The following is a 13,144-nucleotide window of genomic DNA, read 5'->3' on the forward strand; positions in this document are numbered from 1 at the left end:
CCCCACCATGCCGACCAGCTTCGTTCGGCTCATCGTGGCCGGGCTGACCCTAGTCCTGGCCGTGCTCACCGGACTGGTCACCGGTATGGCCGCGGGCGGCGACGGTAGCGACTGCGGCGAGGGTCAGACCCCGGCGTCCACCGTCTCGTCGGCCCCGGCGAACGGTCCGTCGACCGGTCCGACGACGGCGGGCGGCGGACCCGTCGGTGACGCCTCGCCGTCCGACGACGGCGGCAAACCCAACGTCGACGTGCCCGGCGGCACCCCTCCGGAGGACGGTGGGCTGCCCGGCGTCAACGAAGCGCTGACGCTCAACGACGACGGCTGCGGCAACCAGGCCATCGACCCGCTGACCGCGCTCTTCGGCTTCCTCGGGGCGTTGCTGGCCGGGGGGATCGTCGCCGGGATCGCGCTGTTCGTGCCGCGCACGGACACCCCCGCGGCCGCCGCCGCGCAGCCGGTCTCCAGCGGGGCGTACGGGGGCTACAGCCCGCCGGTGCCGCAGCCGGTCAGCTCCGGCCACTCCACCGGCTCGCACGCCGTGCTCACCGACGCCCCTCCGGAGACCGGCCGGCTCACCCGGGACCGCAAGACGCTCGTCGAGACCGCGATCTACGTTCGTGACCGGGCGACCAGCAAAGCCATCGCCGACCGCCTGGCCTGGGCGCTGAACGAGGTCGGCGTCGTCGAGGACCGGCCGGCCGGCGAAGCGTTCGACACCGCCAGGCACGAGGCCGGCGGCACCACCCCGACCACCGACCCGGCGCTCTCCGGCACGATCGCGGCGGTCGAGATCTCCGGGTACACCGACCGGGGGCAGATCGTCCGCGCGCCGGTCGTCACGGTCTACCAGTCGGAGGCCCGATGACCACCCCCGCCGCCAAGCCCGACCCCGCGGCCGCGCTGCGCGCGGTCGAGGAGCAGATCCGCGGTGCGATCGACACCGGCCTCGGGCACCTGCGCCGCCTCGACCCCGACCTGGCCGCCGACATCGACCAGATCCGCCGCGCCGAGGCCACCCAGCCGACCGTGGTCGTCGTGGGCGAGACCAAGCGGGGCAAGAGCTCGCTGATCAACGCGCTGCTGGCGACGCCGAACCTGTCCCCCGTCGACGCCGCGGTGGCGACCAGCGCGTACCTGGAGTTCTCGGCCGGTGACCCGCCGCGGGCGCTGGCCCACGTGCCGGGCGACACGATGCCGCACCCGCTCGGGCTCAACGCGCTGCGTGACTGGGGCACGGTGCTGGGCACGCTGCCCGACGGCCGGCGCCCGCCGCAGCGCATCCAGGTGTTCCACACCGCGCCGCTGCTGCAGAGCATCACGCTCATCGACACCCCCGGCGTCGGCGGGCTCGACTCGACCCACGCCGAGATCGCGCTGGACGCGGTCGCCCGGGCCACCGCGCTGCTGTTCGTCGTCGACGCGTCGTCGCCGTTCTCCAAGCCCGAGCTGGACTTCCTGCTGGAGGCCAGCAAGCGGGTCAACCTGGTGATGTTCGCGCTGACCAAGACCGACGCGTTCCCCGGCTGGCGCACGGTGCTCGACGACGACAAGGCGCTGCTGCACACCCACGCGCCCCGGTTCGCGCAGTCGGCGTTCTTCCCGGTGTCGGCCCGGCTGGCCGAGCTCGCCGACCAGATGCCGATCCCGGAGGCCGCCGAGGAGGTGCGCAAGGAGTCACGCATCGCCGACCTGCGCACCGCGCTGGCCCGCCAGGTCGCGGTGCGCAACGGGGTGCTGGTGCAGGCCAACCTGCTGCGCACGGTGCGCTCGGAGCTCGTCGGCCTGGACACCCAGATCGGCGAGAAGATGCGCGCGGTCGACCCGGACCCGGGTCAGGCCGAGAAGCTCAAGGCCGAGCGGGCGGAGTTCGTCCAGCGCAAACGCAAGGACGCCCGCACCTGGACGCTGACCCTCAACACCGAGGTGCAGCGGGCCAGGGTCGACTCGACCGCACTGCTGCGCAACGAGATCAGCAAGGCCCAGGACCACTACCTGACGATCGTCGAGAAGGCCAACGGGGAGCGGATCAAGCGCCTGCCGACCGACATCGACCAGGCCCTGCAGGCGATCGCGCTGCGGCTCTCGGCCGAGATGGAGCGCCGTTTCCGGGTGATCGGCGCGCAGATCCTGCGCGAGGTCTTCTCCGACGCCGAGCTGTCGCAGATCCTGGCCCGGCTGAACGCCCGGCTGCGCTCGGTCGCGTCGGCGCGGCCCCAGCGCGACGGCGCCGGTGGCGACAACGCGCTGGTGATCACCGGTGCGGTGGGTACCGCGTCGCTCCTGGGCAACCTGAGCGCGACCGGTGCCGGTGCGCTGCTGGCCGGTACCGCGGCCGGGTTCGCGGTGCCGGTGATCGGCCTCGGCGTCGGCCTGGCCGCGGGTGCGTTCATGCTCTACCGCCGCCGGGTCGGCAACGACCGGCAGGCCGCGAAGATCTGGCTGCGTGAGGTGCTGAACGAGGCCAGGGCGTCGATCGCCGAGGAGATCTCGCACCGCTTCACCGACCTGCAGTTCGCGCTGACCGTCGCGCTCGACGAGGCGGTGGAACGGCGGGTCGAGCAGCTCGACGCGCAGATCGCCGAGATCGACAAGGCGCTGGCCGACGACAAGGCCAACCGGGCGAAGAAGCGCACCGCGCTGCAGACCGACCGGGACGCGATCCGGACGCGGATCAAGTCGCTGGACGAGGTGCTCGGCAAGGCGAAGGCGGCGACGAAGATCACGGTGCCGACCGGTGCGCCGAAGGCGGCGGCGCCGAAGCCGGCCGCGGCTCCGGCGGGCGGCGGGGCCGCCGGCCAGGCGGCGCAGGCCGCGGCCGGGAAGGCGTGAGGGCACGATGGACGGTCACGTGGGCGACGACTTCCCGGACGACTTCGAGGCCGACGAGCCGGAGGACCTCCCGGACGACGGGGCGCTGCCGGGCGTAGGCGACACCGCCTGGGAGCACGAGACCGCCGATCTCGACGACCCCGACGACCAGGCCGACGACGCACCGTGGGCGCCCGGCCCGGCCGAGACCCTCGACCTCACCGACGAGGACTTCGCCGCCGCGGCCGAGCCGGATCTCCCGGCGGACACGCCGGACGACCCCGATCCGTCGGACCACCCGGACGTTCCCGGGGTCGGCGACGACTCCCCGGTCGGCCTCGGCGCCGACCCCGACGCCCCGGTGGCCGACTCCGGCGACCGGGATTGGCTCGACCTGCCCGACCTGGCCGACGTCGAGGTACCGGAGCCGGCGGGCGGGCCGCCGTGGGTCGACACCGGCCTGCTGGGCGACTCCGACGGCGTTCCCGGCGCCGGCGACCCGGTACCGGCGACGCCGGAGGGTGGCGCGGAGGACCTGCGGGCCGCGCTCGGTGAACCCCCGCCGGTGGGCGACCCGACCGGCGACGCGTACCGGGACCTCGTCGGCAGCGACGACCCCGCGGTGCGCAACCTGGCCCGCCTCTGGGGACCGCCGGCCTGAACCAGAAAAAGCCGCCGAGCGATGCTCGGCGGCTTTTTCGTGCGCAGCGGTCAGTTACTGCCGATCGCCAGGCACAGGATGATGAAGAACCCGAGCAGCAGCACCAGGGCGACGATCAGCGTCACCACGACCGCCGGCTCCTGGTACCAGCTCTTCTTCACCGTCGCCGGCTTCGGCGGCATGCCCGCGGCCGGACGGGGCGGCATCGGGTTGTTGACCCGCGGCGGCATCGGCGTGCGCATCGGCCCGGCCGGGCTGGCCGGTGGCCCCGACAGCGGACGGGCCTGCACGTGCGGCGGCGGCGCGCTCACCGGGCGGGCGGGCGCGCTGACCGGACGCCCGGCACCCGCACCGGACACCTGCGGGCCGGTGGTGCGCAGCGGCGGCCCCGAGCGCGGCGGCACCGGGGCCGACACCGGGCGGCCGGTGGGGGCGGCGCCCTCGCCGGGCAGCGACCCGACCCGGAGGCTGCCCTCGGCCACGACCGTCTCGGGCTGCTCGAGCGCCGTGGGGGCCACCTGGAGCTGGCTGTGGATCAGGTGCGCGGCCAGCGGGATGCGGCTGGACCCGCCGACCAGGAAGATGCCGACGAGATCACGCGGGTTCAGGTGCGCCTCGGTGATCGTGGTCGTGAGGCAGTTCACGGTCCGCTCGAGGTAGGGGCGGATCAGGTGCTCGAGCTCGTCGCGCGTCAGGTGCGCGTCGATCTCCATCGCCGGCAGGTGGATGTCGGCGCTGGTGGTGCGCGAGAGCATCTCCTTGGCGCCGCGCACGTCCTCCCAGAGCATCCGCCGGTTGCGGCGGTCGGTGGCGTCCAGCGGGTTCTGCAGGCGCTGCCAGAAGTCACCGTTGGTGCGGGAGTACACCTGCCCGAGGTGCTCGATCACCGCGTGGTCGAAGTCGACGCCGCCGACGTCGGGCAGGCCGCCCTCGGCCAGCACCTCGAAGCCGGCCGCGGTGCGCCGCACCACGGTGGCGTCGAACGTGCCGCCGCCCAGGTCGTAGATCGCCAGCGACCGGCCGATCGGCACCGACGTCTGCAGCTCGGCGGTGAAGTAGGAGGCCGCGGCGACCGGCTCGGCGATCAGCTTCGGACGCGGTAACCCGGCGCGGACGGCCCCCTCGATCAGCACGTTGCGCCGCCGCTCCGCCCACCGCGCCGGGTGCGTCATCCGCACCTCGTCGGGCAGCGAGCCCAGCTGGCGCCGGGCCTCGGTGGCCACGGTGCCGAGCACGGTCGCGAACACGTCGGGAACCGGCATCTCCCGGTCGCCCAGGAAGATCGTCCCGTCGTCGACCCGCCGTTTCGGGTTCGGCTCGAAGCGCCCGGGGTCGACCCGCGCGTTCCGCTCGGCGTCCCGGCCCACCACCATCCGGCCGTCGGTACCGAGGTACACCGCGGACGGCAGCAATGGTGAACCGTCGAACAACAACGGTCGAACCCGACCGTCAGGCGTGCGGAGCATCGCCACAGTGTTCGACGTGCCGAAGTCGATGCCCAGCACGCGCATGAGGCTCCCCCTTTCGCCGATTACCCTATCGGTGCCGTACGACAGGCCGGATGGGCATCGTCGGTTCCCCGACGCACGGCGATACTGACACGCGTGCCACTCCCGTTTCTCGACGCTCCCCGTCCCCTCGCGTTCGCTCACCGTGGTGGCGCGGCCCGGGGGCTCGAGAACACGATGACGGCGTTCGCCCACGCGGTCGAGGCCGGCTACCGCTACGTCGAGACCGACGTCCACGCGACCGCCGACGGCGCGCTGGTGGCGTTCCACGACCGGACCCTCGACCGGGTCACCGATCGCACCGGCCGGATCGGCGCGCTCCCGCTGAGCGAGGTGCGCGCCGCCCGGATCGGCGGTACCGAGCGGGTCCCGCTCTTCGACGAGCTCCTCGAGACCTGGCCGTCGCTCCGGATCAACATCGACGTCAAGGCCGACGCCGCGGTGGCTCCGCTGGCCGAGGCGCTCGCCCGCCACCGGGCCCACGACCGGGTGTGCATCGGCTCGTTCTCCGATCGACGATTGGCACGGTTCCGGGGGCGATGCCCGTCGGTCGCGACGTCGCTCGGCCCCCGGGACGTGGCCCGGCTGCGGGTGGCGTCGCTGACCGGCGGGCGTCCGCGGTTCGCGCCCGGCGTCTGCGCGGCGCAGGTACCGATCCGCCACCGCGGCGTCCGCGTCGTCGACGCCCGGTTCGTCGCCGCCGCCCACCGTCTCGGCCTGCAGGTGCACGTCTGGACCGTCGACGACGAGGCCACCATGCTGTGGCTGCTCGACCTCGGGGTGGATGGCATCATGACCGACCGGATCGACGTCCTGCGTGACGTCCTCACCGCCCGCGGCCACTGGGCCGCCTGAACGATCAGGACGCCCGTGACGGAATCTCGGTCCACCACGCAGGAACGCCGCGGCTGGTACTTCTACGACTGGGCGATCTCGGCGTACAACACCACCGTCATCACGGTCTTCCTCGGTCCGTACCTGACGTCGCTGGCCGAGCGCGCGGCCGGCTGCTCCGACGAGGGTTCGACCTGCGTCGACCTGCACCCGCTCGGCATCCCGGTCGCGCCCGGCTCGTTCTTCGCCTACGTGCTGTCGCTGTCGGTGATCGCGCAGGTGCTGGTGCTGCCGCTCGTCGGTGCCTACGCCGACCGGTCCTGGCACAAGAAGCGGCTGCTCGCCTGGATCACGGCGCTCGGGGCGACGGCGACGATCGCGATGGTGTTCGTCACCGGCGACCGCTACCTGCTCGGCGGTGCGCTCCTGGTGGTCTCCAACGTGCTGTTCGGCGCGGCCGAGACGGTCTACTACTCCTACCTGCCGCAGATCTCCGACCCGGACGAACGGGACGCGGTGAGCAGCCGCGGCTGGGCGATCGGTTACCTCGGCGGCGGGCTGCTGCTGCTGTTCAACGTCATCGCGGTGCTCGTCGGCGACGGCCTGGGCTGGTCGACCGGTGAGATCGCGCGCTGGAGCATCGTCTCGGCCGGGGTGTGGTGGGCGGTGTTCGCGATCTTCGCGATCCGCCCGCTGCGCGACCGTCCGCCGGTGGAGACGTCCCGGAGCCGCTCGGTCTTCGCCGGCTTCGGCCAGCTGGCGCGGACGCTGCGCGAGCTCGGCAGCCTGAAGCTGACGCTGCTCTTCCTCGTCGCCTACTTGATCTACAACGACGGCATCCAGACCGTGATCACGCTCTCGGCCACGTACGCCACCGAGGAGCTGGAGCTCGAGCAGACCGCGCTGGTGCCGACGATCCTGATGATCCAGTTCCTCGCGTTCGGCGGCGCGCTGCTGCTGGGCGCGCTGGCGAAGCGGATCGGCGCCTGGAAGGCCATCCTGCTCAGCCTCGTGCTGTGGACGTTCGTGCTGGCGGCCGCGTACTTCGTGCCGGCCCGCGCCCCGCTGCCGTTCGTGGCGCTGGGGGCGGCGATCGGGCTCGTGCTCGGCGGTAGCCAGGCGCTGTCGCGGTCGCTGTTCAGCCAGCTGATCCCGGCCGGCAAGGAAGCGGAGTACTACGGGCTGTACCAGATCAGCGACAAGGGCACGAGCTGGATGGGGCCGCTGCTGTTCGGCCTGGCCTACCAGCTCACCGACAGCTACCGGGTGTCGATCCTGTCGCTGATCGTGTTCTTCGTGGTCGGGTTCCTGGTGCTGGCGGCCGTGCCGATCCGCCGGGCCATCGTCGAGGCCGGGAACACCCCGCCTAAGCTGCTCTAGTGTCTGGAACTCTCCGCTTCTTCTACGGGCCGATGGACTGCGGGAAGTCGACGCTCGCGTTACAGATCAACCACAACCACGCCCGGCAGGGACGTCACGGGTTGCTGCTCACCAAGCTCGACCGGGCCGGGTCGGCCCGGATCTCCAGCCGGGTGGGGCTCACCGCGAACGCGACCGAGGTCGACGCGACGACCGATCTGCACGAAGTGGTGCGGGCCGAGTGGCGGGCGGGCCGGCGCGTGGACTACCTGATCTGCGACGAGGCCCAGTTCTACGAGCCCGAGCAGGTCGAGCAGGCCGCCGACCTGGCCGACCGGGCCGGCATCGACGTCTACGCGTTCGGGCTGGCCACGGACTTCCGCAGCGAGCTGTTCCCGGGCAGCCGAAGGTTGTTCGAGCTCGCCGACGAGCTGATCCGGCTGCAGGTCGAGGTGCCGTGCTGGTGCGGGCGCCCCGGTCAGCAGAACGCGCGGGTGGTGGACGGCACCGTGATCCGCACCGGTGACCAGATCCTGGTCGCCGACACCGACGAGGCCGAGGTGCGCTACCAGGTGCTCTGCCGCCGCCACTACCGGGACGGCGACCTCGGCCCGGCCGTGGCGTCCGCGGGCCAGCTGGCGGTGCCGCTCTAAGGAGCCAGCTCGGCGACCGCCTGGCACGTGTTGTGCAGCGGGTCGGCCGAGTTGGCGTGCCCGGCCAGCCGCTGCAGCAGGGCGCGGAACGTGCCCTGCTCGGCCTCGGGGAGCGCCTCGAGCAGGTGCGCCTCGACGTCGCAGAGCCGCCCGTCGAGCTCGCGGAGCAGTTCCCGGCCCTGATCGGTGGCGACGATGCGCCGCGCCCGCCGGTCCGCGGGGTCGGGCTGCCGCGTGACCAGGCCGGCCTTCTCCAGGTCGTCGAGCAGGTACGTCATCACCGTGCGGTCGACGCCGAGCTGGTGGGCCAGCGCGAGCTGCGTGCCGGGGGTGTCGCGCACCGACGTGGCGAGCACCTGGTAGCCGCGGGGGCCGCCGGGGACGCCCTCCAGGGCCGCGGCGCTGGCTTTCGCGTAGGCGCGGAACAGCACCCCGAGGGCCCATCCCAGGTCGTCTCCGATGGGGATGGTCGGGCTTTCGGGGGCGGGGACCGCGGCCATGGGACACATCGTACGGCTCCGGGGAAGTCTCATCGACTGGATCACAGACGGGTTGTCATTCAGATCGTCTGCTGTACATACTATCTCCGCAACAGCTCAGTGGTGAGACAACACATCTGTCCTTGTTCGAGGAGTTCTCGTGACCCTGTTCCGCCTTGACGCCAGCATCCGTGCCGAGGGTTCGGTCAGCCGGGCGGTCGCCGACACCGTGCAGTCCGCCTGGCGCGCCGAGCACCCCGACGCCCGCGTGATCCACCGCGACCTGGGCCTCGACCCGCTGCCGTCGACCACCTGGGCGACCGCCCTCGGCGCCGGCATGACCCCGGCCGAGAACCGCACCGCCGGCCAGAACGAGGCCCTCGCGACCGCGGCGACGCTCGCCGACGAACTCGTCGCCGCCGACGCGTTCCTGCTCGCGATCCCGCTCTACAACTACGCGATCCCGCACCACGTGAAGCTGTGGATCGACACGCTGATCACCACCCCGGCGTTCGCCCCTGGCGGGCCCTCGGCGATCGCCGGACGCCCCGCGGTGCTGGTGACCGTGCGCGGCGGTGGCTACGGCCCGGGAACACCGCGCGAAGGCTGGGACCACAACACGCCCTACCTGCGCCGCGTGTTCGCCGACATGTGGGGCCTGGACCTCTCGATCGTCGAGACCGAGCTGACGCTGGCCGAGGCCAACCCGGCCATGGCCGAACTGCGCCCGCTGGCCGCGCAGCTCCTCCAGGCGGCCCACACCACCGCCGAGGAGCAGGGCCAGAACCTGGCCAAGCGGGTCCTGAGCGCGGCCCGCTGAGAATCGGCGCGGCCGGAGAGGCGATCTCGCGCTCGTCCGGCCGCGCCGCCGTCGGCTCAGGACTTCGGCGGTTGCGCCGCCGCCTCCAGAAGACGGAGCCAGACCTCGGAGATGGTGGGGAAGCTGGGCACGGCGTGCCAGAGGCGGGCCAGGGGAACCTCGCCGACGATCGCGATCGTGGCCGCGTGCACGAGTTCGGCCGCGGTGGCCCCGACGAACGTGGCGCCGACGATCACCTCGCGCTCGACGTCGATCACGAGCTTCGCCCGGCCGAGATATCCGTCGGCGAAGAGCGACGCCCCGGCCACCTGCGCCAGGTCGTACTCGACCGCCCGCACCGGCCGCCCGGCGTCGCGCGCCTCGGCCTCGGTGAGCCCCACCGCCCCGACCTCGGGGTCGGTGAACACGGCCTGTGGCACCGCCGCGTGGTCCGCGGTGGCGGCGTACGGGCTCCACGGCGTGGGCTCGGCGGCGTCGCCACCGGCCCGCGCGACGATCGCCGCGCCGCACGCCCTGGCCTGGTACTTGCCCATGTGCGTCAGCAGCGCCCGCCCGTTGACGTCGCCCGCCGCGTAGAGCCAGTCGACGCCGACGACGCGGCAGCTGTCGTCGACCTGGAGGCCGGAAAAGCCGGCCACCTCGAGGCCGAGCCCGTCGACGGCGGGCACCCGGCCGGTCGCGACCAGGATCTCGTCCGCGCGGACCGCGCGGGTCGCGTCGGCGTCCGCCAGTTCGATCCGGACGCCGACCTCGTCGCGCTCGACCGCGGAGACCGTCGCGCCGAGCCGCACGTCGACACCCGCGGAGCGCAGGCCGGTGAGCACCAGCTCACCCACGAACGGCTCGAACCGGGGCAGGAGGCTCCCGCCCCGGGCGATCACCGTCACCCGGCTGCCCAGCGAGGCGAACGCGGTGGCCATCTCGCAACCGACGACGCCACCGCCGAGCACCGCGAGCTCGTCGGGGACCGCGGTCGCCGACGTCGCGTCCCGGCTCGTCCACGGGTCGGCCTCGGCCAGGCCGGGCAGGTCTGGCACCGCCGGCTTGCTGCCGGTGGCGATCACGACGGCCTGGCGGGCGGTGACCCGGCGGCTACCGCCGTCGCGGGTGCGGATCTCGACCTGCCGCTCCCCCACCAGCCGTGCGGTGCCGCGGACCAGCGCGATGCCGGCCGAATCGAGCCAGCCGACCTGCGAGTCGTCGGACCAGTTGGAGGTGAAACCGGTGCGGCGGGCGAGCACCTGCTCGGGGTTCGGACCGCCGCGGACCGCGGTGGCCGCGCCGTCGACGCGCCGGGCGTCGGCGAGGGCGGCGGCCGGACGCAACAGCGCCTTACTCGGGATGCAGGCCCAGTACGAGCATTCACCGCCGACGAGTTCCCGCTCGACGACGACGGCACTCAGACCGCCGCGGACGACCTGGTCGGCCACGTTCTCCCCGACCGGTCCGGCACCGACGACGATCACGTCGTACTCGTCCCCGCCCGACACCGCCATGCTCGCCGCCTGTCTCTCCGTAGTCGCCGGCCGGGGTTGTACGGCCGAGCGCACGGTAGCGGATCCCGGCGGCGGTCACTGCACGTGACGCCCGCCCCTGGCGCGCCGCGGCGGGGTCTGTGCTCGTCGGCGGGGTCTGTACTCGTCGGCGGGGTCTGTACTCGTCGGCGGGGTCTCGTGGGCCGGCGGCGCGCCGGTGGGTGGGTCAGGGGCGACGGGTGGCGGCCCAGAGGGAGGCGCCGACGGCGGCGACCGCACCGGCCGCGGCCGCGTAGGCCCCGAGCTTCGCGACCCGGCCCTGGCGGGCCGCGGTGATCAGCGTCACCGCGTCGGCCCCGTCGGACAGCGCCGACGCGAGGAGCCACGGCTGCGGACTCCGCCCGCGCACGACCGCGTAACTCGTGCCGAGTGCGATGGCAATCTCCCGACTTGCGAACATTTGGGTGATAAACGTCGCTCGTGCCGCCGTGGCGCTATCGATACCCAGTCCCCGGGGAAGCGCAGTAGGCTGGACGGTGGACACGGCGCCGACGGCCAAGCGGAGAAGCGCGACCGCGAGGACGATCTGCCGGGACCGATCGGCGGTGGGGAATCCAACCTCGCCGGTGTGCTCCACGCGTGTCCTCCTTGTAACGAGTTGCCGCATACGCGCATGCGGTGGTGTGCTGCTGGGCACATAAGTCAGCGACGGCGGAATCTTCTGTCCGTCATCGTCGTTGGTACCGGTGGCTGACCGCAGACGCCAGGGGGTTGATGCAGATGGGTGAGCGCACGCTGCGCGGTAGTCGGCTCGGAGCCGTAAGCTACGAGACCGACCGCAACACGGAGCTGGCGCCCCGCCAGCAGGGAGAGTACCTGTGCCCGCGTGGTCACCGGTTCACGGTCCCTTTCGCCGCCGACGCGGAAATCCCGATCACGTGGGAATGCCGGGCCGACGGTACCGTGGCGCGAATCATCGACGGTGACGAGCCCGAGGCCAAGAAGGCCAAGCCGCCGCGTACGCACTGGGACATGCTCCTGGAGCGTCGCACGGTCGCCGAGCTCGAGGAGGTCCTGGCCGAGCGCCTGGAAGTCCTTCGAGGTCGGCGGAGCCGCTCCGCCTGACCAATGATCACGAGAACCCGCCGTCCCATCGGGGCGGCGGGTTCTCGTGTGTCAGCGATCGAGCTCGCCGTCGATCACGGTGCCACGGCCGGGCGCGAACTCCCGCGGCGGCACCGGCTCGCCCTGCCCGGGAGCGGCGGCGTCCGCCTTCACCCGGCGCGACCGCACCTGCATCGGGCCGAGCAGCGCGCTGCTGACGTCCGGCGGCATCCGGCGCACGGCCGAGCGCAGGACCAACCGCCCGGCGAGCGCCCGGATCGGCGGCACCAGCAGCAGCAGGCCGACGACGTCGCTGATCAGGCCGGGCAGGATCATGAGCAGGCCGCCCGCCAGCACGACCGCCCCTTCGGCGGTCTCCTTCGCCGGGGTGCGCCCGGCCGCGGCGGCTTCACGCAGCGCCCGGAACGCCCGGGCGCCCTCCCGGCGCAGCAGCCAGCTGCCGAGTAGCGCGCTGCCGACGAGCAGCAGGAACGTCCATCCGAGCCCGACCTCCTGGCCGACGCGGACGAGCAGGGTGATCTCCACGGTGGCGGCCACGATCAGTACGACGAACGCGGCGAGAAGGGCTCGCATGTTTCCAGCGTACGGCCGGCCCGCCGCACCGGCCGAAACTCTCAGCAGCCTCTCAGCGCAGCTTGTCGATCGCCTTCCGGGCCGTGTCGAGGCGCGCCTGCACGCCCCACAGACCGACCCGCCACAGCGCTTCCCGGACGATGTCCGAGCTCATCTTGCTGTGCCCGCGCTCCCGCTCGGCGAACGTCACCGGCACCTCGACGACCCGGTAGCCGGCGCGCCAGGCCCGGTACACCATGTCGATCTGGAAGCAGTACCCCTGGGACGCGACCCCGGCCAGGTTCTCCGGTGCGATCACCTCGGCGCGGTAGGCGCGGAACCCGGCCGTGCTGTCCTTCACCGGGATGCTCAGCGCCAGCCGCGTGTACAGGTTCCCGACGTGCGAGATCATCACCCGCGACATCGGCCAGTTGACGATCTTGCCGCCCGGCACCTTGCGTGAGCCGATCACGACGTCGGCGTCGCGCAGCGCGTTGAGCAGCCGCGGCAGCTCGTCCGGGTCGTGCGATCCGTCGGCGTCCATCTCCACCATGACGTCGGCGCCGTGCTCGGCCGCCCAGGCGAACCCGGCGAGGTACGCCGCGCCGAGCCCCTCCTTGCTGGTGCGGTGCAGCACGTGCACGCGCGGATCGGCGGCGGCCATCTCGTCGACGATCTCGCCGGTGCCGTCCGGGGACCCGTCGTCGGCCACCAGCACCTCGACCTCGGGCACCGCGCGGCGGAGCCGGGTGACGATCGGCCGGATGTTCTCGGCCTCGTTGTAGGTCGGGATGACGACGACCACGTTCCCCAGGCCGGGATACTCCTCGCGGTTCGAGGCCGGGCCGGTGTCCTGCTCCATCTTCT

The 13,144-nt window shown here is 72.9% G+C and carries 14 protein-coding genes; 8 read left to right on the top strand and 6 right to left on the bottom strand.

Annotation, left to right across the window (positions count from 1 at the left end; all coding sequences use genetic code 11):
- Positions 1-7: 7 nt before the first annotated feature.
- From grpE to CRYAR_RS27580, 3 genes are read left to right on the top strand one after another with little or no spacing between them, the layout of a single operon-like run.
- A complete protein-coding gene (gene grpE, locus CRYAR_RS47580; RefSeq protein ID WP_211247665.1) occupies positions 8-868 on the top strand; it encodes a nucleotide exchange factor GrpE in 861 nt (286 codons plus the stop codon).
- A complete protein-coding gene (locus tag CRYAR_RS27575; protein ID WP_063725771.1) occupies positions 865-2,832 on the top strand; it encodes a dynamin family protein in 1,968 nt (655 codons plus the stop codon). The genes grpE and CRYAR_RS27575 overlap by 4 nt, the downstream gene beginning before the upstream one ends.
- 7 nt (positions 2,833-2,839) lie before the next feature.
- Positions 2,840-3,472: a hypothetical protein gene (locus CRYAR_RS27580; protein WP_157018109.1), complete on the top strand. Its 633-nt coding sequence runs from the start codon at positions 2,840-2,842 to the stop codon at positions 3,470-3,472.
- Between the two features lie 50 nt (positions 3,473-3,522).
- Here CRYAR_RS27580 and CRYAR_RS27585 read toward each other — a convergent pair whose 3' ends face one another.
- Positions 3,523-4,983: an Hsp70 family protein gene (locus CRYAR_RS27585; protein ID WP_051571023.1), complete on the bottom strand. Its 1,461-nt coding sequence runs from the start codon at positions 4,981-4,983 to the stop codon at positions 3,523-3,525.
- 84 nt (positions 4,984-5,067) lie between these two features.
- Between CRYAR_RS27585 and CRYAR_RS27590 the strand changes: the two genes are divergently transcribed.
- The 3 genes from CRYAR_RS27590 to CRYAR_RS27600 are packed head-to-tail and all read left to right on the top strand — an operon-like array spanning position 5,068 to position 7,826.
- A complete protein-coding gene (locus tag CRYAR_RS27590; protein ID WP_035856293.1) occupies positions 5,068-5,835 on the top strand; it encodes a glycerophosphodiester phosphodiesterase family protein in 768 nt (255 codons plus the stop codon).
- 15 nt (positions 5,836-5,850) lie between these two features.
- Positions 5,851-7,194 (top strand): MFS transporter, encoded by a 1,344-nt coding sequence (locus CRYAR_RS27595; RefSeq protein ID WP_211247667.1) that lies wholly within the window; start codon positions 5,851-5,853, stop codon positions 7,192-7,194.
- A gap of 32 nt (positions 7,195-7,226) precedes the next feature.
- On the top strand, positions 7,227-7,826 hold the full coding sequence (locus CRYAR_RS27600; RefSeq protein WP_035856295.1) for a thymidine kinase: 600 nt from the start codon (positions 7,227-7,229) through the stop codon (positions 7,824-7,826).
- Here CRYAR_RS27600 and CRYAR_RS27605 read toward each other — a convergent pair.
- On the bottom strand, positions 7,823-8,326 hold the full coding sequence (locus tag CRYAR_RS27605) for a MarR family winged helix-turn-helix transcriptional regulator (RefSeq protein WP_035856297.1): 504 nt from the start codon (positions 8,324-8,326) through the stop codon (positions 7,823-7,825). The genes CRYAR_RS27600 and CRYAR_RS27605 overlap by 4 nt on opposite strands.
- A gap of 139 nt (positions 8,327-8,465) precedes the next feature.
- Between CRYAR_RS27605 and CRYAR_RS27610 the strand changes: the two genes are divergently transcribed.
- The gene (locus CRYAR_RS27610; protein WP_035856298.1) at positions 8,466-9,125 is read left to right on the top strand and encodes an FMN-dependent NADH-azoreductase; all 660 of its coding nucleotides are present in this window, start codon (positions 8,466-8,468) and stop codon (positions 9,123-9,125) included.
- A gap of 56 nt (positions 9,126-9,181) precedes the next feature.
- Here CRYAR_RS27610 and CRYAR_RS27615 read toward each other — a convergent pair whose 3' ends face one another.
- Both CRYAR_RS27615 and CRYAR_RS47585 read right to left on the bottom strand, forming a co-directional pair.
- Positions 9,182-10,621, bottom strand: a complete 1,440-nt coding sequence (locus CRYAR_RS27615; RefSeq protein ID WP_035856300.1) for a dihydrolipoyl dehydrogenase family protein — start codon at positions 10,619-10,621, stop codon at positions 9,182-9,184.
- Positions 10,622-10,826: 205 nt separating this feature from the next.
- Positions 10,827-11,060 carry a hypothetical protein gene (locus CRYAR_RS47585; protein WP_157018113.1) on the bottom strand — a complete coding sequence of 78 codons (234 nt, stop codon included), beginning with the start codon at positions 11,058-11,060 and terminating at the stop codon, positions 10,827-10,829.
- A gap of 320 nt (positions 11,061-11,380) precedes the next feature.
- On the opposite strand from CRYAR_RS47585, the gene CRYAR_RS27625 reads away from it, so the two are divergent.
- Positions 11,381-11,725 carry an RNA polymerase-binding protein RbpA gene (locus CRYAR_RS27625; protein ID WP_035856302.1) on the top strand — a complete coding sequence of 115 codons (345 nt, stop codon included), beginning with the start codon at positions 11,381-11,383 and terminating at the stop codon, positions 11,723-11,725.
- Between the two features lie 51 nt (positions 11,726-11,776).
- Here the strand turns inward: CRYAR_RS27625 and CRYAR_RS27630 are convergent, their stop codons facing one another.
- Both CRYAR_RS27630 and CRYAR_RS27635 read right to left on the bottom strand, forming a co-directional pair.
- The gene (locus CRYAR_RS27630; protein ID WP_035856303.1) at positions 11,777-12,298 is read right to left on the bottom strand and encodes an FxsA family protein; all 522 of its coding nucleotides are present in this window, start codon (positions 12,296-12,298) and stop codon (positions 11,777-11,779) included.
- A 52-nt stretch (positions 12,299-12,350) separates the two neighbouring features.
- The gene (locus CRYAR_RS27635) at positions 12,351-13,139 is read right to left on the bottom strand and encodes a glycosyltransferase (RefSeq protein ID WP_035866895.1); all 789 of its coding nucleotides are present in this window, start codon (positions 13,137-13,139) and stop codon (positions 12,351-12,353) included.
- Positions 13,140-13,144: the final 5 nt, after the last annotated feature.

Origin of the sequence: Cryptosporangium arvum DSM 44712 (assembly GCF_000585375.1) — a bacterium.
Classification (GTDB): domain Bacteria; phylum Actinomycetota; class Actinomycetes; order Mycobacteriales; family Cryptosporangiaceae; genus Cryptosporangium; species Cryptosporangium arvum.